The following is a 23,163-nucleotide window of genomic DNA, read 5'->3' on the forward strand; positions in this document are numbered from 1 at the left end:
GGGCCGAGCGGAGGAGGAGCGCTGGATGATGAAGGTCGTCCTGGTCGGGTGCGGAGCCATGAGCAGGCAGTGGCTCGATGCCGCGAGGCAGATCGACGGGCTTGCCATTGCCGGCCTTGTCGATCTCGATGCCGAGCGGGCGCAGGCGAGGGCGCGCGAGTACGAGCTCCCCAATGCCGTCATCGGCACCAGCCTCGATGCCGTTCTCGATCAGACCCGGCCCGATGCCGTGTTCGATGTCGTGGTTCCTGCTGCGCGGCGCCAGGTCGCGCTTTCAGCCTTTGCCCATAACTGCCATCTGCTCACCGAAAAGCCGCTTGCCGACAGCCCAGAAAATGCGCGCGCCATCATCGAAGCGGCGCGCCGCGCGGGGCGGGTCCATGCCGTGGTTCAGAACCGGCGCTATGTCGCCAATGTCAGGCGGATCCGGCGGTTCCTCGATTCCGGCGCCATCGGCAAGCCGACTAGCATCCATGCCGACTTCTTCGTCGCGCCGCACTTCGGCGGCTTTCGCGAGGAGATGCGCCACGTGCTTTTGCTCGACATGGCGATCCACACGTTCGACGCCGCCCGCTACATGGTCGCCGGCGAACCGGCCGGCGTCTATTGCCAGGAGTGGGAGCCTGCCAATTCCTGGTACCGTCAGGGCTCGTCGGCCAGCGCGGTGTTCGATTTCGGCGGCGGCAAGGTCTTCACCTATGCCGGTTCCTGGTGCGCGGACGGTTTCCGCACGAGTTGGGAAGGCAGCTGGCGCATCGTCGCCGAGCGCGGCAGCCTGTTGTGGGACGGGCATGACGGGTTGAAGGCCGAGGTGGTTGCATCCGGCCGCGACGGTATCATCGACAAGACCCAGTCGATCGAGGTGCCGGCGCTCGACGCGGCCGACAGAGTCGACGGCCATCTCGGCATCATCCAGGATTTCATGCGCGCGATCGAGACCGGCACCGAACCGGAGACGCGCGGCACCGACAACATCAAAAGCCTAGCCATGGTCTTTGGCGCCATCGAAAGCGCAGAGACCGGACGCCGCGTCGCAATCGCAAAGGAAACGCCGTGATGCCGAACCCGCTTCTCGACATCAGGATCGGCACCATGGTGCGAGCCAATCTCGACGACCCGGCCGTCTATGTGAAACAGATCCTGCCGCTCGGCTTCGAGAGCATCCAGCCCTTTTTCTGGCAGACGCTGGGCGGCAAGGACCTAAAGTGCCTGGCGGGCGAAATCCGCGAAGCGATCGGCGATGCGGACGTCGCCGTCTCATCGATCGGCGTGTTCGGCAATCCGCTGGAGAACGGCGAGGTCGACCGCGGCGTGCTCGCGGCGTGGGAGACCGTCATCGACAACGCACATCTGTTCGGCACCACGATGGTCTGCGGCTTCACCGGCCGGCTGCGCGGCAAACCGCTGACCGACAGCCTGCCCCGTTTCCGCGAGGTCTGGGGGCCGCTGGCCAGGCGCGCCGCCGACAAGGGCGTGCGCATCGCCTTCGAGAACTGTGCGATGGACGGCAACTGGGCGAGCGGCGACTGGAACATCGCCCACAACCCGGACGCCTGGGAGCTGATGTTCAACGAATTGCCCGACGACAATCTCGGGCTCGAATGGGAGCCCTGCCACCAGCTCGTCTATCTGATCGACCCGATTCCGCAGATTCGCAAATGGGCGCCGCGTATCTTCCACGTCCACGGCAAGGACGCCACCGTGCGCTGGGACGTGATCCGCGAGCACGGCGTGTTCGGACGCCTGCCATTCGTGCAGATGCGCAGCCCCGGCTTCGGCGACAGCGACTGGACGCGGGTGATCAGCGAATTGCGGCTGGCCGGCTACAAGGGCGCCATCGACATCGAAGGCTGGCACGACCCGGTCTATCGCGGCGACCTCGAGATGACCGGTCAGGTGCGGGCGCTGGACTATCTGAAGCAGTGCAGGGGAGGAGCCAGCTACCTGCCCAATCCGGTGTGAGGACCGGCCGGCGGGAGGAGCCGGCCACCAAGACTACGGCCGAAGCAATCGTCGAAACCCTCTGTTGCGAGGGACCAAAAGGGAGGAACGTGCATGAGCATCACGACCAGAAGGACTGTTCTGCGCTCGACCGTCGTGGCGGCTGCCGCGGCGCTCTGCGCCTCGATCTCCATCTTGCCGGCAAAGGCGCTCGACGCCCAATGGTGCAAGGACGTCCATATCCGCTTCTTCGTCGGCGGCGCCGAGGGCGACGCCTTCGGCACCATCGTCTACAATGGCGCCAAGCAGGCGGCGGCCGATCTTGGGCCGAAGGTCGACTACATCTTCTCCCAGTGGGATGTCGAGAAGATGGTGCAGCAATTGCGCGAGGCGGTCGCGGTCAAGCCGCAAGGCATCGCCATGATGGGCCATCCGGGCGATGCCGCGATCATGCCGCTGGCCGAGCAGGCGCATAAGGACGGCATCAAGATGATGTACCAGAACGTGCCGGTGCCGAAGGTGGTGGCGGCGTTCGGCGGCGGCTATGTCGGCGCGCAGCAGGAGCAGCAGGGCCGCGCGCTCGGCGCCGAGGCGTTCAAGCTGGCCGGGCTGAAGGCCGGCGACAAGGCGATCATGATCGGCCCGTTCGAGAACGAGAACCGCGGCGCGCGCGAGCGCGGCACGGTCGCGGCGCTGAAGGAGGCGGGCGTCGAGGTGATCCAGCTGTCCTCGCCGCCGAGCGGCGAGTGGGCGTCCGATCCGAACCTCGCCATTCCGGTGATCACGGCGGCTCTGCTCAACCACCCCGACGTCAAGGCGGTCGGCTATCCCGGCGGGCAGATGCTCGGCAACGTCGCCACCTATATGCAGGCGGCGGGACGCAAGCCCGGCGACGTCTTCAACTTCGGCTTCGATACCAGCCCGCAGATCGTCGAAGGCTTCAAGGGCGGCTGGGTGCAGCTGACGGCCGACCAGCAGCCTTTCCTGCAGGGCTATCTGCCGATTTTGAGCCTTTGCCAGCAGGTGGTGCTGGGCCTGGCGCCGATGAATGTCGATACCGGCGCCGGCTTCGTCACGCCGCAGAACTACGAGATCGTCGCCGAGCTGGCCAAGCAGGCGCTGCGCTGACCTCCCAAGCCGCCGGCCGGGATTTCGCCCGGCCGGCGGGGCCGCCGGCGAGGAGACCGGCAAGACAGACAACCCGAGCGAGGATCGCATGGGCGAACGCATCATCGAACTGCGCGATATCAAGAAATCCTACGGCCAGGTCTATGCGCTGGGCGGCGTCAACCTCAGCGTCGAACGCGGCGAGGTGGTCGGCTTGATCGGCGACAACGGCGCCGGCAAATCGACGCTGATCAAGATCCTATCCGGCGTGGTCAAGCCGACAAGCGGCGACATCCTCGTACGCGGCAAGCCGGTGACCGGATGGAGTGCCGCCCGCTCGCGCGATGCCGGCATCGAGACAGTCTTCCAGGACCGCGCTTTGGCCGTGCAGCAGACGATCGTGCGCAACATCTTCATGGGCCGCGAGCTGACCGGCTTCATGGGCTGGCTGAAAGTCAACAAGGAGATCGAGGAGGCAAGCCGGCTGATGCGCGAGATCGGCTTCACCTCGAAAGTGTTCACGCCGCATTCCATCGTCGGCCAGCTTTCGGGCGGCGAGCGTCAGGGCGTGGCCATCGCGCGGGCCATCTACAAGCAGGCGGAGCTGATCATCCTCGACGAACCGACGACGGCGCTGTCGCTGACGGAGACCGCCAAGGTCTTCCATTTCGTGCGCCAGGTGCGGGCGAGTGGCCGCTCGATCCTGTTCATCGGCCACAACATTCATCATGTCTTCGACATCGCCGACCGCTTCGTGGTGCTCGACCGCGGCAAGGTGGCGCTGACGGCTGACCGCAGCGAGGTCAAGTCAGCCGACGACCTCATCAACTTTATGGAAGAGATCGCGCATCCGGGTGGCCTGCCAGGGCTACACGAGGCGGGCGGAGCGGAGCAGAGAGCGTGATGAGCAAGGCCATGGAACCCGATCTGCAAACACCTCTGGGAAGGGCAAGCGGCCCGACAGAATCAGGCAAGCAGTGGAGTCATCCTTCCGATCACTGGCTGCGCGGCTTCGTCCTCGACAATCGCGCGGCGCTAGGCACGCTCGCCGTGTTCATCGTCATGATGGCGATCTTCATGATCGCCAACCCGACCGTCTTCACCACCTGGTATCTTTACAGCTCGGTGCTGACGACGCTTCCCGTCGCGCTGTTCGTTGTCGTGCCGCTGGTCTTCGTAGTCACCTGCGGCGAGATCGACCTATCGTTCCCGGCGACGATGGGTTTCGCCTCATGGGCCTTCGCGATCGTCGTGCAGGCCGGCTACGATCCGTTCCTCGGCATCGCCGCGGCGCTTCTCACCGGCACGCTGCTCGGCTTCCTGGTCGGATCGCTGGTGGTCTATGGCGGCCTGTCGTCGCTGATTGCCACGCTCGGCATGAACTTCCTGCTGCGCGGGCTGATCCAGATCATCAACGAGGGCAAGTCGACGGCGCTGACCAGTCTGGCCGACAGCTCAGCTTACGCGATCTTCTCCGGCCAGCTCTGGGGCATCCCGGTGCAGATCTTCTGGGCGATCGCCTTCGTCGTGTTTTCGGCGCTGCTCTACAACCGCCACCGCTTCGGCGCCCAGGTCAAGGTGGTCGGCGACAATCCGGACAGCGCCAAGCAGATGGGCATCGACGTCCAGCGCGTCCGGGTCAAGGTGTTCGTCTTCACCGGCATCGGGGCGGCGATCGCCGGAACCTTCTCGGTGATGATCAACTTTACCTGGTGGCCGACGGCGGGTGACGGCTATCTGCTGCCGGTGCTGGCATCAGTGTTCGTCGGCGGCACTCCGACCTGGGGCGGTATCGGTACAGTGGTCGGCGGCGCGATCGGCGCGGTCACCGTGTCGTTCATCCAGACCGGCGTCGTCGCCGCGGGCCTCAGCGGCTTCTACGTGCAGTTCTTCAACGGGCTGATCATCATCCTGTCCCTGCTCGGCCACAAATGGAACCAGGCGCGGTATCGCTGAGAGGCTGCGGTTTTCGGACGTAATCCGTTGGCGGCCGCCGCTCAAACGCTGGTGACAAACCCGTCCAGCACACGTTTCTGGCCGGCCTTGTCAAAGTCGATGGTCAGCTTGTTGCCGTCGATGGCGGCAATATTGCCGTTGCCGAATTTCTGGTGGAAGACGCGGTCGCCGAGCTTGAATGGCGAAGGTGTGTCGGCGACCGATTTGGCGACCAGTTCGCCTTCGATGGTGCGGCCTTTCACCGAGGTGCGGCCGGCGCCATAGCCGCTGTCAGTCTCGCCATAGCCGATGCGTTCGACCTGGTGGCCGGAGCGTGTGCCCCAGTTGCGGTCGGTCGCTTCGGTGCGGTTCGCCTGCGCGCGCTGCCAGCCGGGTGTCGCATAGGTGTTGGAGAAGCTGCCGGGTTTTTCCGCGCCGATATTGTCGAAGCGCGAGGCGCCGTAGGGATTCTGCCGGCCGCCGCCGCGGCCTGAGGCGAAGGAGCCGCCGCCATAGGGATTGCCATAGCCGCCATAGGAATTGCCGCCATCGGCGACATCGACATGGGCTTCCGGCAATTCATTGACGAAACGCGACGGAATGGTCGATTGCCACAGGCCGTGGATCTGGCGGTTTGAGACGAACCAGACGTGCAGGTTCTTTTTCGCGCGCGTCAGGCCGACATAGGCGAGGCGGCGTTCTTCCTCGAGGCCGGAGCGGCCGCCTTCGTCCAGCGCGCGCTGATGCGGGAACAGACCTTCCTCCCAGCCGGGCAAGAATACGGTCTCGAATTCAAGCCCTTTCGCCGAATGCAGCGTCATGATCGAGACCGCATCGAGCGATTCGCCCTGCTCTGCCTCCATGACCAGCGCGACATGCTCGAGGAAGGAACGCAGGGATTCATACTCCTCCATGGAGCGGATCAGTTCCTTAAGGTTCTCCAGCCGCCCGGGCGCTTCCGCCGAACGGTCGTTCTTCCACATGTCGGTGTAGCCGCTCTCCTCGAGGATGGTCTCGGCGAGCTCGGTGTGCGGCGTGGTCTCCAGCGCCTTCTGCCAGCGCTCGAAATTGGCCACGACCTCGCGCAGCGCGGCGCGCGGCTTCGGCTTCAGCTCGTCGCTTTCGGCGAGCGTCGCCGCGGCCTCAAGCATCGGGATTTGCATGGCGCGCGCGGTGTCGTGGATCTGGCGGATGGTGGCTTCGCCGAGCCCGCGCTTCGGCACGTTGACAATGCGCTCGAAGGCAAGGTCGTCGCCGCCGTTGGCGACGACGCGGAAGAAGGCCAGCGCGTCGCGGATTTCCAACCGTTCGTAGAAGCGCGGGCCGCCGATGACTCGGTAGCTCAAGCCGAGCGTGATGAAGCGGTCTTCGAAGGCGCGCATCTGGAAGGACGCGCGCACCAGGATCGCCATATCGTTGAGGTTGTGCTTTTGCCGCTGGTAGGCCTCGATCGCCTCGCCGATGGCGCGCGCCTCTTCCTCCGAATCCCAGGCGGCATGGACATGCACCTTGTCGTCCTCGGGGTCGTTGCGGTCGGTGAACAGCGTCTTGCCGAAGCGGCCCTCATTGTGGGCGATGAGATGCGAAGCCGCACCCAGTATATGCGCGGTGGAGCGGTAGTTGCGCTCCAGCCTGATGATGGTGGCGCCGGGAAAATCCTTGTCGAAGCGCAGGATATTGTCGACCTCGGCGCCGCGCCAGCCATAGATCGACTGGTCGTCGTCGCCGACGCAGCAAATGTTGACAGTGGATTGACGTCGGTTTCCCTCCCCCTTGAGGGGAGGGTGGCCGGGCGAAGCCCGGTCGGGAGGGGTCCTCGCGGCAGTGCTCGACGCTCCGGCGCCTGATGACTGGGCGGCGCCTTCCGTGGCGACCCCCTCCGTCCGCTTCGCGGACACCTCCCCCTCAAGGGGGAGGATTGCGGCCTCTGCGCCAACAGGCGCAGCCACATGTATTGCGCGGTGTTGGTGTCCTGGTACTCGTCGACCAGGATGTATTTGAACTTGCGATGATAGTCCCTCAGCACGTCCGGATAGGCGCGGAAGATGCGGATCGGGTGACAGAGGAGATCGCCGAAGTCGCAGGAATTCAGCGTCTGCAGCCGTTCCTGATAGGCCTTGTAGAGCTGGCGCCCCTTGCCGTTGCCGAAGCTGCGCGCGTCGCCTTCCGGAATCTCGTCGGGGCCAAGGCCCTTGTTCTTCCAGTTGTCGATCATCTGCGCGAAGGTCTTGGCCGGCCAGCGCTTGTCGTCCAGATTTTCGGCCTGGAGCAGCTGCTTGATCAGCCGTACCACGTCATCGGTATCGAGGATGGTGAAATCGGATTTCAATCCGGCAAGCTCGGCATGCCGGCGCAGCAGCTTGACGCCGATCGAGTGGAAGGTGCCGAGCCAGGGCATGCCCTCGACATTCTGCTCGCCGATCAGCAAGCCGATGCGCTGCTTCATCTCGCGCGCGGCCTTGTTGGTGAAGGTGACGGCGAGAATCTGCGAGGGGAAGGCCCTGCCGGTGGCAAGGATGTGGGCGATTCGCGTGGTGAGCACCCGCGTCTTGCCGGTGCCGGCGCCGGCCAGCACCAGAACCGGGCCTTCGGTCGTTTCAACAGCGAGCCGCTGTTCGGGATTGAGGCCGTTCAGATAATCGGGCGCACGGTTCTGCGCGTTGCGTGCGGCCATGGCGCGCGCGGCAAGGCCGGATGGGGCGGCGGGCCGCGCATTCGGTTCGTCAAAAAAGGGCATGTCTTCCGAAAAGCCGGACATCGCCCCCGAATGTAGTGATTCGGCAGCGAAAGGCCAGAAGTGTCTCCGTTTTGTTCTAGTTGTTCCTGTTCGGGGCCGCCTTGACAGGCGCAACTTGCGAGAGAAAGCTGCCAACAGGGCAGGGACGGCAAGCCGTTGCCTCAGAGGCGCCGCAAGCGCGCAACAGTCGAAGGAGTATCGTCTTGGCTGTCACCATCACCTCCCTCGTCCTTTTGCTTATCGGCCTGGTCCTCGGCGGCGGCGGCATCTGGCTGGTGACGTTGGGTGGCAGCTGGTACTACCTGATTGCCGGACTGGCCTTCCTGATCACCGCCTGGCTCATTTTCCGCCGCAGATCGACAGGGCTCTGGCTCTATGCCGCGATCGTGCTCGCCTCGCTGTGCTGGGCGGTGTGGGAAACCGGCTTTGATTGGTGGCAGCTCGGCCCGCGCGGCGGCATCATCGTTCTCATCGCGCTCTGGCTGCTGACGCCATGGGCCAGGCGGGGATTCACCGGTCCGGACGGACGCGCTCCGCTCATCCTGGCGGTGCTCGCATCGCTTGCAGTGGCTGGCTATTCGATGACCGCCGATCCGAAGGACATCGGCGGCACGCTCAACACCGATAAGGTGACGCCGACGGCCAATCTCGGCGGCGACATGCCGGCGGGCGAATGGCATTTCTACGGCCGCACGCCGTTCGGCCAGCGTTACTCGCCGCTCGCTCAGATCACGCCGGATAATGTCGCCAAGCTGCAGCCGGCCTGGACCTACCGCACCGGCGACATGAAGGGTCCGGACGACATCGGCGAGACGACCTATCAGGTAACGCCACTCAAGGTCGGTGATGCGCTCTACATCTGCACGCCCCACAATTTCGCCATCGCCATCGATGCCGCGACCGGCAAGGAGAAATGGCGCTACGACCCGAAGATCAAGCTCGATCCCAACCGCCAGCACCAGACCTGCCGCGGAGTTTCCTATTACGCCGATGCGAAGATCGCGGCGGGCCAGCCCTGCGCGGCACGCATCTACCTGCCGACTTCGGACGCCCGGCTGATCGCTCTCGATGCCGCGAACGGGCAAGTTTGTCCGTCCTTCGCCGAAGGCGGCACGCTGAACCTGATGGCCAACATGCCCTTTCCGAAGTCGGGCTATTACTATTCGACCTCGGCGCCGCTCATCCTCGCCGGCAAGATCATCGTTGGGGGCGCGGTCAACGACAATTATTCGACCGAGGAGCCGTCGGGCGTCATCCGCGCCTATGACGCGGGCACCGGCGCGCTGTTGTGGAATTGGGATTCCGGCAAACCGGATCAGACGACGCCGCTGCCGGCGGGGCAGAAATACACCAATAACTCGCCCAACATGTGGTCAACGGCGAGCGCCGACGAGAAGCTTGGCCTGCTCTACCTGCCGCTCGGCAACCAGACGCCCGACCAGCTCGGCATGGGCCGCAGCGCCAATGTCGAAAAATTCTCCTCCTCGATCACCGCGCTCGACCTCAACACCGGACAGTTGCGCTGGGTGCGCCAGACCGTGGATCACGACCTGTGGGACATGGACGTGCCGGCGCAGCCGACGCTGGTCGACATTACGACGGGGAGCGGCGTGGTGCAGGCACTGGTAGGGCCGACCAAGCAGGGCGATCTCTATGTGCTCGATCGGCGCACTGGCGAACCGATCATTCCGGTGAAGGAAGTGCCGGCACCGGGCGGAGCGATCGAAGGCGACCATACCTCGCCGACGCAGCCGTCGTCCGACCTGTCGTTCAACCCGAAGCCGCTGACCGGCGCCGACATGTGGGGCATCACCATGTTCGATCAGCTGGCGTGCCGGATCGAACTGAAGACACTGCGTTACGAGGGACGCTACACGCCGCCCTCGCTGCAGGGCACGCTGGTCTACCCCGGCAATTTCGGCGTGTTCAACTGGGGCGGGGTCGCGGTCGACCCGGTGCGGCAGGTGATGTTCGGCATGCCGACTTATCTCGCTTTCACGTCGAAGCTCATTCCGCGCGCGGACGTGCCGCCGCCCGGCGACACCAAGGGCAGCGAGCAGGGGCTCAACCGCAATGAGGGCGCGCCTTACGCGGTGGTGATGGGGCCATTCCTGTCGCCGCTCGGCATTCCCTGTCAGGCGCCGCCTTGGGGCTATGTCGCCGGCGTCGACCTGAGAACCGGCCAGATCGCCTACAAGCATCGCAACGGCACCGTCTACGACATGACGCCGCTGCCCCTGCCGCTCAAGGTCGGCGTTCCAGGCATCGGCGGGCCGATGATCACGGCCGGTGGCGTTGCCTTCCTCGGGGCCGCGGTCGACGACTATCTGCGCGCATATGACCTTACGACGGGCAAGCAGCTCTGGCGCGCGAGGCTGCCGGCCGGCGGCCAGTCGACACCGATGACCTACACCGTCGCCGACGGCCGCCAGTTCGTGGTCATCGTCGCCGGCGGCCACGGCTCGGTCGGTACCAAGCCGGGCGATTATGTGATGGCTTACACGCTGCCCAAGTAGACGAGGACATCCAATCGCGCCGGCCTTTTTCGCCGAGCACGTGGCCAAGCGCCTGCAGCGACGACAGCAAGCGCCGCCTCAGCCAGCCGCTACGCCGGCGGCCATCACGTTCCCGGCATTCCCCTTTTTGCCGTTCGGACCGGGCGGGGCCGCTCCGCAGTTTCCCGTCCCACCGTGACAGCACCATCAACTTTTTCGGAATGACCAAAATGTGATGGATGCAGAAGCCACCGGCAATCGTCATGGTCGAAGTTCGGATCGAGTGCCGTTGTCGCCGGCGGATGACTGGACCGTGCGCGTTCTAACCCTATCTTGCGCGTCAAACAGTCGTCGAGGAGAGCCATGGCCGAACCTGTCGCCAAGCCTGTCGTCACACAGCCCATCATCACTCAGGCGATGATCGATGCCTATGACGAATATACGCATCTGACGCTCGACCGGCGGCGCTTCATGGAGCACTTGACTCGGCTCGCTGGATCGGGCGCCGCGGCCGCCGCGATCGCGCCGATGCTGGCTGCGAATTCGGCCAAGGCGGCGATCGTCGCCGAGAACGATCCGAGGGTGAAGGGCGAGGACATTACCTATCCCGGCAGCAGCGGCGAGATGAAGGGCTATCTGGTCAAGCCGGCGAATCAGTCCGGCAAACTCGGCACGGTGATCGTCGTCCATGAGAACCGGGGGCTCAATGGGAATATCCGTGACGTCGCCCGGCGCGTGGCGCTGGAAGGCTTCGTCGCGCTGGCGCCGGACTTCCTGTCGCCGCTCGGCGGCACGCCAGCCGACGAGGACAAGGCGCGCGACATGTTCAGCAAGCTTGATGCTGCCCAAGTCGCGGCCGACGGCGTAGCGACGGTCGCCTATCTCAAGACTTACCAAGACAGCAACGGCAAGGTCGGCGCGGTCGGCTTCTGCTGGGGTGGCGGCACGGTGAACACGCTCGCCGTCAATGCGCCGGACCTCAGTGCCGGCGTCGCCTATTACGGCATGCAGCCTAAGGCCGAGGATGTGCCGAAGATCAAGGCGGCGCTGCTGCTGCATTATGCCGGGCTGGACGAGCGCATCAATGCCGGCATCGACGCCTACAAGAAGGCGCTGGACGCCGCGCATGTCGAATACACCGTTTATGTCTATGACGGCGTCAACCACGCCTTCAACAACGACACCTCGGCCGCGCGCTATGACAAGAAGGCGGCCGATCTGGCCTGGGGGAGGACGGTCGCCTTCCTTAAGGAGAAACTGGCCTGAGGTGTGTTGATATTCAGGTGAGCCCGGCCTGCGAATGGCGGCTCCCTGCGCTTCCGGTGCTCACGTACTTCAAAGTACGCTCCGCTCCGGTTCTCGGAATCCACCATTCTCGGCTCGGCCTGACCTGAAGCTCAACACACCTCGACGGCGGCGGATCACTCCGGCGCTGGCTTGTGCATGGCGACGCCCGCCACAACCAGCGCGATGCCGAGGCAATCGGTGAGGCTCGGAACCTGCCTGAGCACGACCACGCCGATCAGGGTCGCGGTGAGCGGCAAGAGCGATAGCATGAGCGCGAAGCTCGCGCGCGGCAGCCGCGCCATGGCGAGCTGATCGCAAATGTAGGGGATGACGGAGGAGCAGAGGCCGACGCCGATACCGGCGATCAGCAGTTGCGGCGCCGAGAAGGCTGGCAGCGCCTCGCTGAAGCCGACCGGCAGCACGACGAGCAAGGCGATCGCCATGGCGGTGCCGAGGCCGGCGATGCCGAGGCCAGTTCGGGCGATGCGGTGGCCCAAAACGATATAGCCGATGAACAGCGCGCCGTTGAGAAAAGCCCAGAACAGGCCGACGGGATCGCTCGACCATTTGACATCGATGAGCAGCAACGTGCCGGCGACAGCGATGGCGAGCGCCGCGAAATTGCGCGGGGTTCTGAGGCCGACCATCGCGACGCCTATGGTGCCGACAAATTCGATCGCGGCGACTAGCGAGATCGGCAGGCGGTCTAGAGCCAGATAGAAGGCGCAGTTCATCACCGCCAGGCAGGCGCCGAAGGCCAACAGCAGCAGGCGGGCCGAGCGGTCGGCGCGCGTGAAAACCGTCCATGGCCTGGTAAGCGGCGCGAAGACGAGCGCGGCCGTGGCGATGCGCAGCCAGGCCATGCCGAGCACGCCGACCTGAGCGAACAGCAGCACGGCGAAGGCCGGCCCAAGATAGTGGAAGATCGCGCTGACGCAGAACCAGACATGCGGCGGCACCGCATCGGCCAGTCCGGCGAGGGCAGGGCGTGCAGCGTCGGTGTCGCTGCCGGCCCGGTTTGTCGGACGAACTTGCGCTTCAGAATTCATAGGGTCATTATCGCAGGCGAACTTCGCGATTTATATGGATGATGCACGGCTCCGATCGCCGTTCACCTTCTGAAGAAAAGAGAATTATTTGAAACGCCTTCGAAATGAAAATGGCGAGCTGGATGCGGCGGACCTGAAAATCCTGCGACTCCTGGAAAAGGATGCGCGCACCAGCACGGCGGAACTGGCGCGCGCCGTCGGGCTCTCGGCGCCGAGCGTGGCCGAACGCATTCGCAAGCTGCAGGAGAATGGCGTGATCGAAGCCTATACGGTGAAGATCAATCCGACGGCGCTCGGCATGAAGCTGTCGGCATGGCTGCGAATCAGGCCGGTCCCGGGGCAGCTTGCCGTGGTGGCCGGGATCATTCGCGACCTGCCGGAAATCGCCCAATGCGACCGAGTGACCGGCGAGGATTGCTTCATCGCGCTCGCGCATGTCGGCTCGGTGGCCGAGTTGGAGCGGGTGATCGACAAAATTATTCCCTATGCGATGACCAACACCGCCATCATACAGTCGTCGCCGGTCGAGGCGCGCTCGCCGCTTGGCAGTTTAAGGGAGCGCTGAAGGCTCAGTGTGACCGCGTCTGATGCGCGCCTGCTTGAGAATCGCGCGCCAGCGGATCATGTCGAAGGGGATGGGCTCGTTGTTGTTGGCGATGTGGAAGATCTCGTTGTTGACGTTCTTCAACGATCGCCAGAAATCATAGTCGGTGATGCGCGGATCGGCCGCCAACCGCTCCACTTCGACCTTGATGTCGGTTTTCATGCACTGTCCTCGCACCGCATTCCGCCTGCCGCCCGCGCGTAAACCCGGTGCGGCGGTTTTCGAACGCGCCACTGAGTCGTTCAACAGACTCAATCGGCTTGTTCACGTTAAAACCTTGGTAAGGTTAACGCCGGTGTGCGGGTTTTCAAGCGCTCTTGCGTTTGATGCCGATCGAACGGCCGGCACGCTCCGGCATCGGCAACGCGGCGTGGGCGGCGCGCATGGCTTCAACCTGTGCCATCACATCGGCCGGGAAGGGAGCGACCCTCGGCCCGGCCATGTCGACATGCAGCGCAAGCTGCTCGGACGTCGCGGCCAGCCAGCCATCGACGTGGCGAATCTCCTGATAGGCCCTCAGCCGCTTCTCGTCGTGGTCGATGAGCTGGAACGAGACCTTCACCTTGTGGTCGAGGTGAAGCTCCTGCACGTAGCAGACATGGACTTCCGCCGTGTAGATGGTGAGGCGGCGGTCCCTGGCATAGTTCGGTCCCATGCCCATCAGCTCGAACGCTTCGTCCGAGCAGCGGTCGAACAGCACGTTGTAATAGGCCATATTGAGATGGCCGTTATAGTCGATCCAATCCTTCTCGATCGCCATCGGCTTGGAAATGATCGGCGCGGTCATCGTCATCTGGTTTTCCTTGATCGTCGCTGGACAGGGCCTGGCTGGTGAGGTTCTCTTCGCTCTGGCGCAATTCCGGTGCTTCACTCTTTTCCTGGAATTGCTTTAGGCATCATCCATAGCTGCATTACAAGAGTGGCCGCTGGTCCATTCGCGGAGGAATTCATGGCTTTGAGCGACCTCAACCCCGTCGAGCGCAACGAGAAAGGCATCGCCGCCGCACTCGGCATCCTCAAGCAGCGGTTCGGCGAGCGTTTTCAGACCGGCGAGGCGATCCGCGACCAGCATGCGCACACCACCACCTACATCCCGACCCAGGCGCCGGACGGCGTCGTCTTCGCCGAAACCACGCCGGAGGTGCAGGAGATCGTGCGCACCTGCGCCGCGCACCGCGTCCCGGTTATCGCCTTCGGCGTCGGCTCCTCGCTCGAGGGCCACACCAATGCGCCGGGCGGAGGCATATCCATCGACACCTCTCGCATGAACCGCATCCTCTCGGTCAATCCGCAGGATCTCGACTGCACGGTCGAGCCCGGAGTGACACGCGAGGATCTTAACCGCCATTTGCGCGACACCGGCCTGTTCTTCCCGATCGACCCCGGCGCCAATGCCTCGCTGGGCGGCATGGCGGCAACACGGGCGTCGGGCACCAATGCCGTGCGCTACGGCACGATGCGCGACAACGTGCTGTCGCTGACGGCGGTGATGGCCGACGGCGAGGCAGTGACGACCGGCAAACGGGCGAAGAAGAGCTCGGCCGGCTACGACTTGACGCGGCTCTTGGTCGGCTCGGAAGGCACGCTCGGCATCATCACAGCACTGACGCTCAGGCTGCAGGGCATTCCGCAGGCGATCTCCGGCGGCGTCTGCCCGTTCCCGACCTTGGAGGCGGCCTGCAACGCAGTGATAGCGACCATTCAGATGGGCATCCCTGTGGCGCGCATCGAACTGGTCAACGCGCTGCAGATGCGGGCGATGAAGAATTATTCGAAGCTGGACTACCCCGAGGGCCCGTGCCTTTTCGTCGAATTCCACGGCAGCGACGCTGGCGTCGCCGAACAGGCCGAGACTTTCGGCATGATCGCCGAGGAGAATGGCGGCGGACCGTTCCTGTGGACCAGCGTCGCCGAGGAGCGGACGAAGCTCTGGAAGGCGCGGCACGACGCCTACTGGTCGTCGCTGACGCTGCGCCCCGGCGCCAAGGGGCTGTCGACCGATGTCTGCGTGCCGATCTCGCGGCTTGCCGAATGCGTCACGGAGACCGAAGCCGACATTGCCGAAATGGGCCTCATCGCGCCGATCGTCGGCCACGCCGGCGACGGCAATTTCCATGTGCTGGTGCTGATGGATGTGGACAGCCCGCAGGAGATCGCACTCGCTGAAAAATTCGTCGCGCGGCTCAACATGCGGGCGATCGCCATGGAAGGCACCTGCACCGGCGAGCACGGCATCGGCCAGGGCAAGGTCGGCTTCCTGCGCCATGAGCTCGGCCATGGCGTTGAGGTCATGCGAACGATCAAGCAGGCGCTCGATCCGCTGAACATCATGAACCCCGGCAAGATCTTGCCGAGAGCCTAGACGCCGAGGGTTGCAGCCGAATTGCCTCTTTATCGCCGCGCGGATGCGGGTAGAGTGCGGCTGACTTAATCCTAGGCTTTGGGGCCGATGCTCGCTCGCCTGTTCGTGATCTTCGGTGGCCTGTTCGTGCTGGTGCTGTGCGCGGCGCTGGTGGTGCCGTATTTCGTCGACTGGACCGGCTACCGCGCCGATTTCGAGCGCGAGGCGAGCACCATCCTCGGTCGCAAGGTGACCGTGAAAGGCGACGCGACCGCGCGGCTCTTGCCATTCCCTTCGGTGACCTTCTCCAATGTCGAGGTCGCAGGCGGCCCTGGCGGACAGCCGGCGATGACGATGGAGACCTTCTCCATGGACGCGGAGCTGGCGCCGTTCCTGCGCGGCGAACTGCTGATCTTCGACATGCGGCTGGTGCATCCGAAGGCGACCATCGATGTTGCGGGCGACGGCACGGTCGACTGGGCGATCCGGCCGTCGACGCCCTTTGATCCCGGACAGATCGCGATCGAGAAGCTGACGGTGACCGAAGGGCAGATCGAATTGCGCCATGCCGCCGGCGGGCGCAGCCATTTCATCTCCGAGATCAACTCGACCGTTTCGGCAAAGTCGCTCGCCGGTCCGTGGCGGATGGATGGCTCGCTGCGCTTCGACGGACTGCGCACGGAAGTCTCGGCCTCAACCGGCAGAGCGGAAGCCGACGGCCAGATGCGGGTCAGACTCAAAGCCGACCCGGATGCCTATCCGCTCATCATCGAGACGGACGGCAATGCCGGCATCGTCAGAGGCGCGGCGGTCTATTCCGGTCAGTTCAAGGTTTCGGCCTCTGACAAGAATGGGGCCGACAGGAGCTCGGCCGAATTGCGCGGCACTGACGGCGAGCCCGTGAAGGTCAGCGCCGGCAAGCCCGATCCCGGCTTCCGGCTGAACGGCAAATTCGCGCTCGACCATCAGAAGCTCGGTGTCGACGAATTCCGCTTCGAGACCGGACCGCTCGACAACCCCTATACCGCCGACGGCAAGGCCTCGGTCGATCTCGGCCTGAAACCGCATTTTTCGATCGAAGCGAACGGCGCGCAGGTGCAGTTCGACGAGGCGGTGGGCGCATCCGCAGGTGCCGGATTGACGCTCAACCAGCGTATCGCGGCGTTCGAGCAGACGCTTCAGCACATGCCGAAGCCGACGATACCGGGCACGGTCGAGGTCAGGCTGCCGGCCGTGGTGGCGGGCGATACCACGGTTCGCGACGTGCGGCTCTCGGCGGAGCCGGCCGAAGGCGGGTGGTCGGTGAAGTCGCTCGCCGCGACACTGCCGGGCCGGGCGACGCTTGAAGCCGACGGCATGCTGAACGTCGAGGACCATTTCGGCTTCACCGGATCCCTGCTGCTTGCTGTCGGACAGCCGTCCGGTTTCGCCGCCTGGCTGTCGAAGGATGTCGACGACGCGATCCGCCGTCTGCCGGCGGCGGGCTTCAAGGCCAAGGTCGATCTCAGCGAGAACCGGCAGTCGTTCAGCGACCTCGAGCTGATCCTCGGCAAGGCGAAATTTTCCGGCCGCATCGATTCCAGCCAGCCCGATGGCGCCAGGCCCTCGGTGCTGATGCAGCTGGAGGGCGGCGAGCTCGACGTCGATGGGCTGGCGGCCTTCGCCTCGATCTTCGTCAGCGACAAGGGCGCCAACCGCTTCTCCGACCGCGACCTCGATTTCCAGATCAAGGCGGGCCCGGTCAGCGCCGCCGGGCTGACCGCCGATACAGTTGATACGGCGTTGAGGCTGCGCAAGGGCCTGCTCGAGATCGACCGGCTCTCGGTCGGAGGGCTCGCCGGCGCCTCAATCAGCGCCACCGGGCGCATCAAGGATTTTCCGGAAAGCCCGACCGGCAAGCTCGACGCATCCGTGGTGGCCGTCGATCTCAAGCCGCTCATAGATGTCGCAGCCCAGCATTATCCGGACAATCAGGTTCTGAAAGGCCTGGCTGCCCGTGTTGCTGCCTATCCGGAGCTGTTCCAGGACGCCCGGATCGACCTGGTGACAAGTGCCGCCGACAATGGCGACGGCACCACCGGACTCGCGCTCTCGGCGCAAGGCAAGGCCGGCGGTTCCGCCTTCTCGGCTTCGCTTTCGGGCAGGGGGACGCGGGATCGGCTTCCCGATGCGCCGGTATCGATCACCTTCAATGCCAGGAACGAGAACGCCGCCACGCTGCTTGCACTCTACGGCCTGCCGGCGCTGCCGCTCGGCATGCTTGGACAGGCCACCACCGATATCACGGCCAAAGGCTCGCTGGGCGGCGGTCTGGCAACCAGCTTCAACCTGACGGCCGACGATTTCAGGGCGAGCTTTGACGGGACCATCGCCGAGACAGGGCAAGGCGCCACCGCCAAGGGCAAGGTCAATCTCGACGCCGCCGATATCGAGCCATGGCTGATGACGACAGGTGTCGGGCTGCCCGGCATGGGCACCGGCACGTCGGCTTCGCTCGCCAGCGATGCCGACTTCGGCAATGGGCTTCTGGTGCTGAGCGGGCTCAGCGGCGCCATCAACAAGGCGACTGTGTCCGGCGACGTCAACGCCGACATGAAGGACGGACTGCCGCATCTTGCCGGCGCGCTGGCGCTCGATGAGCTCGACCTCGATCCGCTGGCGGTTTCGTTGTTCGGCGACCAGTCCTTCCTCGCCGGGAAGGATGGTGGCTGGCCGACGACGCCGTTCAGCCGAAAATCGACCCTGCCGTTCAGCGCCGATCTCGACCTCAACACGGCGGCCCTTGCCGCCGGACCGTTCGCGACCGCGCATGACGCGACGCTGTCGCTGAAGCTCGACCGGGAAGGCATCCGTGTCTCGGACCTCAAAGCCAAGCTCTATGAGGGCACGCTGACCGGCCTGTTCGAGCTCAAGAACACGGAGGGCACCGGCCTGTTATCGGGTCAGTTGAAGCTGGCGGGCAGTGATCTTGCCGCAGTGCTGCCTGGCGCCGGAATCAGCGGCAGCGGCGACATTTCGGCCGCGCTGTCGACCAGCGGCAAGTCTGTCGATGCGATGATCGCCGCCCTGTCAGGGTCCGGCACGGCGGCGCTGAAGGGACTGACCATCGCCGGCATCAATCCCGATGCTTTTGCCCCCGTCATCGCCAAGGCCGATGCAATCGGACGCGACATCGATGCCGCCAAGACCGCCGGCTTCGCGCTTGAGATCGCCGGACAGGGAAGTTTCGCGGCCGGCAACACCGATATCCCCTTCACCGTTGCCAATGGCACGCTGCGGGCGCCGCCGATCAGCCTCGACAATCCGGCGGCGACGCTGTCGGCGGACGTTACCGCCGACCTCGATGCGAGCACGCTGGCCGCCAAGGGAGCGATTACCTATCGACCGGGCGACGAGGCGCTTGTCGGCTCCGAACCAGCTGTGAACTTCAGCCTTGCAGGCCAGATCGGGGCGACGTCGCTCCAGTTCGACAGCGCGCCGCTGGCGCAGTTCCTGACCCAGCGCGCGCTGGAGAAGGAGCAGCAGCGCGTCGAGGCGATGCAGGCGGCGCTGCTCGAGAAGCAGAGGCTGCGGCGCGAGGTGCGCTACTACGCTGCGCTGCAGACGGAGCGCGACCGGGCGGCCGAGGAACTGCGCCGGCAAGAGGAAGAGGCGCGGCAGAAAGCCCAGGCTGAAGCCAGGGCGAAAGCCGAAGCGGAGGCGCAAGCGAAGGCAGAAGCCGAGGCGCAAGCCAAAGCGGAAGAAGGGGCAAGGGCAAAAGCGGAAGCCGACGCCAAGGCTCAGGCCGAGGCCGAGGCGCGCGCCAAGGCCGAGGCTGATGCGCAAGCAGAGGCGGAAGCCGATGCCAAGGCAAAGGCCGAGCAACAGGCCGCAGCCGCGAAAGCCCAGGCCGAGGCGGATCGCAAGCGTGCCGAGCAGGCGAGGCTGGAAGCTGAACGCAGGGCGGTTGAGCAGGCGCCAAAAGTCGACCGGTCGCTTCCCGGCGTCAACGACGGTTCCGTTCCAGAGCCGCCGAAGCCCAAGTCCAATCCGTTCACGATCGACAACCTCCTGAAGTCGCTGGACGGCGGTTGAAACCCATTATTCCGGGAAAACTGCATAGCGGTTCCGCCCGGAATCGCGGGCGAACAAAACACCCAAGACGTCGCGAAGGACAGCGCTGGATGTAGCGCTCAAACCGGCTCCTGCCGCGAAAGCAGGCGCTTGAGCATAGGCTCGATGCGGGCAAGCTCGTCGAGATGGGCGGCCGACAATTCGGCGAGACGGTCGTCGGCGAGCGGGGTGAGTTGCAGCAGGACGCGGCGGTGGTCGGCCTTATCTTGATCCCGCGCGACCAAGCCGGCCTCGCTCAGCCGATTCACCAGTTCGACGGCGCTGTGGTGGCGGATGCGCAACCGCTCCGCCAGATCGCCCACTGCCACCGGCCCGCCGCCGGGATAGCCCTTGATCGCCAGCAGCGCCTGGTGCTGGCGCGGGGTCAAGCCCGCCTCATTCGCCTGCAACTGGCTGAATTCGAGGAAGCGGCGGATCAGGTAGCGGAACTCCGAAAGCCGCTGATAGTCGGCCTGGCTGATGGCGGGACGTGGTTTCTTCGGATGCGTCATGCCACGACTTATCGCCCTTTCCGGCCAAAGCTCAACTCTTATGAAAGCCTGGCGCATCCATGACCAAAATGACGCGGAGCAACCACCAAAAACGGCCTTGAAGAATTATATCGTGTTACGATATGTAGCCGGCCGACAACCGGACGGTACCGCGCCGCCAGAAAGCTCAGGCTCCCCAATGAAATCCGCTCATGCCGGAAACGGCCATCTCCGCGACTTCACCACCGATCCGCGGGTGCTCATCATCGCCGCCATCGCAGTCGTTGTGGCGACCGCCGGGCTGTTTGCCGGCATCGCGCTGTTGAAGCTGATAAGGCTCGCCACCAACATCGCCTATTTCGGCCAGTTCACACTGGCCGAGCTCAGGCTCGAGGACACGCCGCTCGGCTATGCCGCCGTGCTGGTTCCAGTGATCGGCGCGCTGGTCATCGGGCTGATGGCGCGCTTCGGCAGCGAAAAGATCCGCGGCCACGGCATTCCGGAAGCCATCGAAGCAATCCTGCTCGGCCGCTCGCGGCTCGACGCCAAAGTGGCGGTATTGAAGCCATTGTCGTCGGCGATCTCGATCGGCTCAGGCGGACCGTTCGGCGCCGAAGGGCCGATCATCATGACCGGCGGGGCGATCGGCTCGCTGATCGCGCAGATGCTGCCGGTCAGCGACAATGAACGCAAGACGCTGCTGGTTGCGGGCGCGGCGGCCGGCATGACGACCGTGTTCGGCACGCCGATCGCGGCAATCATGCTTGCCGTCGAGCTGCTGCTGTTCGAATGGACGCCGCGCAGCTTCATCCCGGTCGCCGTCGCCGCCATCATCGCCGAGGTCGAACGCACCTTGCTGCACCTGCCCGGACCGATCTTCCCGTTCTCGGGCAGCATGGAAGCGTCGATCGCCGGATTGGGTGGCTGGGTGCTGGTCGGGATTGCCGCCGGCCTGCTCTCCGGCTTGCTGACGCAAATGGTCTATGCCTGCGAGGACGCCTTCCAGAAGCTGCCGATACACTGGATGTGGTGGCCGATGATCGGCGGCCTGGTGGTCGGTATCGGTGGACTGATCGAGCCGCAGGCGCTCGGTGTCGGCTACGACAACATCGCCAACATGTTGGATGGCCATGTGCTGGCGGCGGCGCTGACGCTTTTGGTCGTCAAGGCCATTATCTGGTCGGTGGCGCTGGGTTCGGGAACGTCGGGCGGCGTGCTGGCGCCGCTCCTGATCATGGGCGGCGCGATGGGCGCGGTGCTTGCCGGTATCCTGCCCGAGGCGACGCCCGGCTTCTGGCCGCTGCTGGCGATGGCCGCGACCATGGGCGGCACCATGCGCGCGCCGCTGACCGCGACCTTCTTCGCGGTCGAACTCACCGGCAACACCCACATGCTGGTGCCGCTGATCGCAGCCTGCGCCACCGCCCATGCCGTCACCGTGCTGTTGATGAAGCGATCGATCCTGACCGAAAAGGTGGCGCGGCGCGGACACCACCTCGTTCGCGAATACCGCGTCGATCCCTTCGCGCTGACCAGGGTGCGCGAGGTGATGACGACCAAGGTCGAGAGCGTGCCGGCGACGATGACGCTGCACGGCGCGGCGTCATTCCTGACCGCCCCGGACACGCGCCATCCGAGCTTTCCTGTGATCGACGAGAAAGGCCATGTGCTCGGCCTCATCGATCCGCCGGCGATCCTGCGTTGGCGCCGCGCCGGCAAGCACCGCAAGACGACGCTCGGCGAACTTTTGGCCGGCAGCAAGGTCACGCTCGCCTATCCCGACGAATATCTGGAAGGACTGTCAGACAAGCTGCTCCTGGCCAACGTCTCGCATCTGCCGGTCGTCTCGCGCGAGGATGCACGGCTGGTCGGCTATATCGGCTGGAAGGACCTGATGCGGGTGCGGTCGAAAAAGCAGGCCGAGGAACGCGACCGTTCGGCCCTGCTCAGCTTCGGCGCCAAGCGCAAGGCGCAGGAAAGCCTCGGCGATCCGGTCTGAGGCCGGTCAAGATGCCTTGCCGCCGCGCTTTGCCCAGGCGAGCACGTAGAGTCTGAGCGCGGAGGAGAGGTTGGCGTCACGGGTCCGCGTTTCGTCGATCTCGGCAACGAGGGCCGCGAGCGACAGCGAGCGCTGCGTCGCGATCGCCACCAAATCGTCGTAGAAGGGTTGCTCCAGGGAAAAACTGGTGCGGTGGCCGCGGATCGTCACCGAGCGTTTTTCGACAGCGGCCATCCGGGCGCTCAGCGCCGGTCCGGATCGCCGGGCTTTTCGCGGCGATGGCCGTCCATGAATTTTTCCGTCATGTCGGACGTCAGCCGGTCACGCTCGCGCTCGGCTTTGGAACGGCCGTGCAATGCCCGGTTTTCCCTGGCCAGGCGTTCCTTCTCGATGCGCGCTTTCTGCTTGCGGGCCTGGCGGAGATTGACGACCTCGCCCATTTCCCCGGCTCACTTCTTGCGAAAGGCGTCGAGCGAAACCACTTCGGCACCCTTGCCGCCGGTATCGGCGGCAGCCGGCTTCTTCTCGGCCTCGGTGGCCTTTTTCTTCGATTCCGGTTTCTTTTCGGTCACGACCGCGATCGGCAGCTCCGGGGCCGGCGCGGCGTCGTCGTCTTCCGCGGCGTTGTCCGCCTTGACGTCGAATTCGAGTTCGAAATTCACTGATGGGTCATAGAAACCGCGCACGGCGGAAAAGGGGATTTCGAGCTTTTCGGGCACGTCGGAAAAGGAGAGTCCCACCTCGAAACCGGTGTCGGTCACCTTCAGGTCCCAGTACTGGAACTGGATGACGATGGTCATCTGCTCCGGATAACGCTCGCGCAGCCGCGAGGAGATGCGCACGCCCGGCGCGCCGGTCAGGAAGGTGATGAAGAAATGATGGTTGCCCGGAAGGCCCGTGCGCGCGACTTCGGCCAGGACCTTGCGCATGACACCGCGCAATGCCTCCTGGGCCAGAATGTCGTAGCGGATGTGGTCGTCGGCCATGTGACGGTCGGGTTCCGTTGAATCGTCCGCATAGCTGTAATCAAGCTTGGGCGCGGCGTAAACCGCATATAGGCGCCGAAAGCTAAGGCCAAGAGGGCT

Annotated in this window: 18 protein-coding genes and 2 pseudogenes; 11 read left to right on the top strand and 9 right to left on the bottom strand. The window is 64.8% G+C overall.

Going from position 1 to position 23,163, the window contains the following annotated elements; translation table 11 throughout:
* Window positions 1-25: 25 nt before the first annotated feature.
* The 5 genes from EJ078_RS25675 (at window position 26) to EJ078_RS25695 (ending at window position 5,004) form a co-directional block, all read left to right on the top strand.
* A complete protein-coding gene (locus EJ078_RS25675) occupies window positions 26-1,057 on the top strand; it encodes a Gfo/Idh/MocA family oxidoreductase (RefSeq protein ID WP_127215480.1) in 1,032 nt (343 codons plus the stop codon).
* Window positions 1,057-1,962 carry a sugar phosphate isomerase/epimerase gene (locus EJ078_RS25680; protein ID WP_210212258.1) on the top strand — a complete coding sequence of 302 codons (906 nt, stop codon included), beginning with the start codon at window positions 1,057-1,059 and terminating at the stop codon, window positions 1,960-1,962. The genes EJ078_RS25675 and EJ078_RS25680 overlap by 1 nt, the downstream gene beginning before the upstream one ends.
* Window positions 1,963-2,055: 93 nt before the next feature.
* Window positions 2,056-3,069, top strand: a complete 1,014-nt coding sequence (locus tag EJ078_RS25685) for a substrate-binding domain-containing protein (protein ID WP_127215482.1) — start codon at window positions 2,056-2,058, stop codon at window positions 3,067-3,069.
* Between the two features lie 88 nt (window positions 3,070-3,157).
* Window positions 3,158-3,952 carry an ATP-binding cassette domain-containing protein gene (locus EJ078_RS25690; protein WP_127215483.1) on the top strand — a complete coding sequence of 265 codons (795 nt, stop codon included), beginning with the start codon at window positions 3,158-3,160 and terminating at the stop codon, window positions 3,950-3,952.
* Entirely contained in the window at window positions 3,952-5,004 is a 1,053-nt protein-coding gene (locus EJ078_RS25695; protein WP_095779023.1) for an ABC transporter permease, read from the top strand. The genes EJ078_RS25690 and EJ078_RS25695 overlap by 1 nt, the downstream gene beginning before the upstream one ends.
* 41 nt (window positions 5,005-5,045) lie before the next feature.
* Here the strand turns inward: EJ078_RS25695 and EJ078_RS30900 are convergent.
* Together EJ078_RS30900 and EJ078_RS30905 are read right to left on the bottom strand one after the other, a co-directional pair.
* Window positions 5,046-6,728, bottom strand: a pseudogene (locus EJ078_RS30900) (3'-5' exonuclease); the annotation flags it as partial.
* 170 nt (window positions 6,729-6,898) lie between these two features.
* Window positions 6,899-7,741 (bottom strand): annotated as a pseudogene (locus EJ078_RS30905) (UvrD-helicase domain-containing protein); the annotation flags it as partial.
* A 182-nt stretch (window positions 7,742-7,923) separates the two neighbouring features.
* Here EJ078_RS30905 and EJ078_RS25705 point away from each other — a divergent pair.
* Both EJ078_RS25705 and EJ078_RS25710 read left to right on the top strand, forming a co-directional pair.
* Window positions 7,924-10,236 carry a glucose/quinate/shikimate family membrane-bound PQQ-dependent dehydrogenase gene (locus EJ078_RS25705; protein ID WP_208720933.1) on the top strand — a complete coding sequence of 771 codons (2,313 nt, stop codon included), beginning with the start codon at window positions 7,924-7,926 and terminating at the stop codon, window positions 10,234-10,236.
* A gap of 342 nt (window positions 10,237-10,578) precedes the next feature.
* Window positions 10,579-11,481, top strand: coding sequence for a dienelactone hydrolase family protein (locus EJ078_RS25710; protein ID WP_127403913.1), 903 nt, complete (start codon window positions 10,579-10,581; stop codon window positions 11,479-11,481).
* Window positions 11,482-11,636: 155 nt separating this feature from the next.
* On the opposite strand, the gene EJ078_RS25715 is transcribed toward EJ078_RS25710, so the two are convergent.
* Window positions 11,637-12,551 (bottom strand): DMT family transporter, encoded by a 915-nt coding sequence (locus EJ078_RS25715; RefSeq protein ID WP_127403912.1) that lies wholly within the window; start codon window positions 12,549-12,551, stop codon window positions 11,637-11,639.
* An 88-nt stretch (window positions 12,552-12,639) separates the two neighbouring features.
* Between EJ078_RS25715 and EJ078_RS25720 the strand changes: the two genes are divergently transcribed.
* Window positions 12,640-13,116 carry an Lrp/AsnC family transcriptional regulator gene (locus EJ078_RS25720; protein ID WP_067323168.1) on the top strand — a complete coding sequence of 159 codons (477 nt, stop codon included), beginning with the start codon at window positions 12,640-12,642 and terminating at the stop codon, window positions 13,114-13,116.
* Here EJ078_RS25720 and EJ078_RS25725 read toward each other — a convergent pair.
* Window positions 13,102-13,317: a hypothetical protein gene (locus EJ078_RS25725; protein ID WP_067323171.1), complete on the bottom strand. Its 216-nt coding sequence runs from the start codon at window positions 13,315-13,317 to the stop codon at window positions 13,102-13,104. The two genes, EJ078_RS25720 and EJ078_RS25725, sit on opposite strands and share 15 nt — an antisense overlap.
* Before the next feature lie 145 nt (window positions 13,318-13,462).
* Entirely contained in the window at window positions 13,463-13,948 is a 486-nt protein-coding gene (locus EJ078_RS25730; RefSeq protein ID WP_067323174.1) for a thioesterase family protein, read from the bottom strand.
* Between the two features lie 156 nt (window positions 13,949-14,104).
* On the opposite strand from EJ078_RS25730, the gene EJ078_RS25735 reads away from it, so the two are divergent.
* Complete coding sequence (locus tag EJ078_RS25735) at window positions 14,105-15,517, top strand: FAD-linked oxidase C-terminal domain-containing protein (protein ID WP_127216955.1); 1,413 nt, start codon at window positions 14,105-14,107, stop codon at window positions 15,515-15,517.
* An 87-nt stretch (window positions 15,518-15,604) separates the two neighbouring features.
* Window positions 15,605-19,570 (top strand): AsmA family protein, encoded by a 3,966-nt coding sequence (locus EJ078_RS25740; protein WP_127847200.1) that lies wholly within the window; start codon window positions 15,605-15,607, stop codon window positions 19,568-19,570.
* Window positions 19,571-19,668: 98 nt separating this feature from the next.
* Here EJ078_RS25740 and EJ078_RS25745 read toward each other — a convergent pair whose 3' ends face one another.
* Window positions 19,669-20,100 carry a helix-turn-helix domain-containing protein gene (locus tag EJ078_RS25745; protein WP_066990862.1) on the bottom strand — a complete coding sequence of 144 codons (432 nt, stop codon included), beginning with the start codon at window positions 20,098-20,100 and terminating at the stop codon, window positions 19,669-19,671.
* 178 nt (window positions 20,101-20,278) lie between these two features.
* Here EJ078_RS25745 and EJ078_RS25750 point away from each other — a divergent pair, with 178 nt between their 5' ends.
* Window positions 20,279-22,078, top strand: a complete 1,800-nt coding sequence (locus EJ078_RS25750; RefSeq protein ID WP_127404204.1) for a chloride channel protein — start codon at window positions 20,279-20,281, stop codon at window positions 22,076-22,078.
* A 6-nt stretch (window positions 22,079-22,084) separates the two neighbouring features.
* Here EJ078_RS25750 and EJ078_RS25755 read toward each other — a convergent pair whose 3' ends face one another.
* Genes EJ078_RS25755 through EJ078_RS25765 form a run of 3 tightly spaced genes read right to left on the bottom strand, consistent with a single transcriptional unit; the run spans window position 22,085 to window position 23,064 of the window.
* On the bottom strand, window positions 22,085-22,312 hold the full coding sequence (locus EJ078_RS25755; protein WP_095779013.1) for a ribbon-helix-helix domain-containing protein: 228 nt from the start codon (window positions 22,310-22,312) through the stop codon (window positions 22,085-22,087).
* An 8-nt stretch (window positions 22,313-22,320) separates the two neighbouring features.
* Entirely contained in the window at window positions 22,321-22,518 is a 198-nt protein-coding gene (locus EJ078_RS25760; protein WP_095802677.1) for a DUF4169 family protein, read from the bottom strand.
* A 9-nt stretch (window positions 22,519-22,527) separates the two neighbouring features.
* Window positions 22,528-23,064, bottom strand: coding sequence for an SspB family protein (locus EJ078_RS25765; RefSeq protein ID WP_066990875.1), 537 nt, complete (start codon window positions 23,062-23,064; stop codon window positions 22,528-22,530).
* Between the last annotated feature and the right edge of the window lie 99 nt (window positions 23,065-23,163).

It is taken from the genome of Mesorhizobium sp. M1A.F.Ca.IN.022.06.1.1, from assembly GCF_003952605.1.
Lineage (GTDB): Bacteria > Pseudomonadota > Alphaproteobacteria > Rhizobiales > Rhizobiaceae > Mesorhizobium.

Excerpts from the sequence above, each read along its gene's own strand:
- EJ078_RS25675 (WP_127215480.1), top strand. The coding sequence starts at position 26 with ATGATGAAGGTCGTCCTGGTCGGGTGCGGAGCCATGAGCAGGCAGTGG.
- EJ078_RS25680 (WP_210212258.1), top strand. The coding sequence starts at position 1,057 with ATGCCGAACCCGCTTCTCGACATCAGGATCGGCACCATGGTGCGAGCC.
- EJ078_RS25685 (WP_127215482.1), top strand. The coding sequence starts at position 2,056 with ATGAGCATCACGACCAGAAGGACTGTTCTGCGCTCGACCGTCGTGGCG.
- EJ078_RS25690 (WP_127215483.1), top strand. The coding sequence starts at position 3,158 with ATGGGCGAACGCATCATCGAACTGCGCGATATCAAGAAATCCTACGGC.
- EJ078_RS25695 (WP_095779023.1), top strand. The coding sequence starts at position 3,952 with ATGAGCAAGGCCATGGAACCCGATCTGCAAACACCTCTGGGAAGGGCA.
- EJ078_RS25710 (WP_127403913.1), top strand. The coding sequence starts at position 10,579 with ATGGCCGAACCTGTCGCCAAGCCTGTCGTCACACAGCCCATCATCACT.
- EJ078_RS25715 (WP_127403912.1), bottom strand. The coding sequence starts at position 12,551 with ATGAATTCTGAAGCGCAAGTTCGTCCGACAAACCGGGCCGGCAGCGAC.
- EJ078_RS25725 (WP_067323171.1), bottom strand. The coding sequence starts at position 13,317 with ATGAAAACCGACATCAAGGTCGAAGTGGAGCGGTTGGCGGCCGATCCG.
- EJ078_RS25730 (WP_067323174.1), bottom strand. The coding sequence starts at position 13,948 with ATGACGATGACCGCGCCGATCATTTCCAAGCCGATGGCGATCGAGAAG.
- EJ078_RS25735 (WP_127216955.1), top strand. The coding sequence starts at position 14,105 with ATGGCTTTGAGCGACCTCAACCCCGTCGAGCGCAACGAGAAAGGCATC.
- EJ078_RS25740 (WP_127847200.1), top strand. The coding sequence starts at position 15,605 with ATGCTCGCTCGCCTGTTCGTGATCTTCGGTGGCCTGTTCGTGCTGGTG.
- EJ078_RS25745 (WP_066990862.1), bottom strand. The coding sequence starts at position 20,100 with ATGACGCATCCGAAGAAACCACGTCCCGCCATCAGCCAGGCCGACTAT.
- EJ078_RS25750 (WP_127404204.1), top strand. The coding sequence starts at position 20,279 with ATGAAATCCGCTCATGCCGGAAACGGCCATCTCCGCGACTTCACCACC.
- EJ078_RS25755 (WP_095779013.1), bottom strand. The coding sequence starts at position 22,312 with ATGGCCGCTGTCGAAAAACGCTCGGTGACGATCCGCGGCCACCGCACC.
- EJ078_RS25760 (WP_095802677.1), bottom strand. The coding sequence starts at position 22,518 with ATGGGCGAGGTCGTCAATCTCCGCCAGGCCCGCAAGCAGAAAGCGCGC.
- EJ078_RS25765 (WP_066990875.1), bottom strand. The coding sequence starts at position 23,064 with ATGGCCGACGACCACATCCGCTACGACATTCTGGCCCAGGAGGCATTG.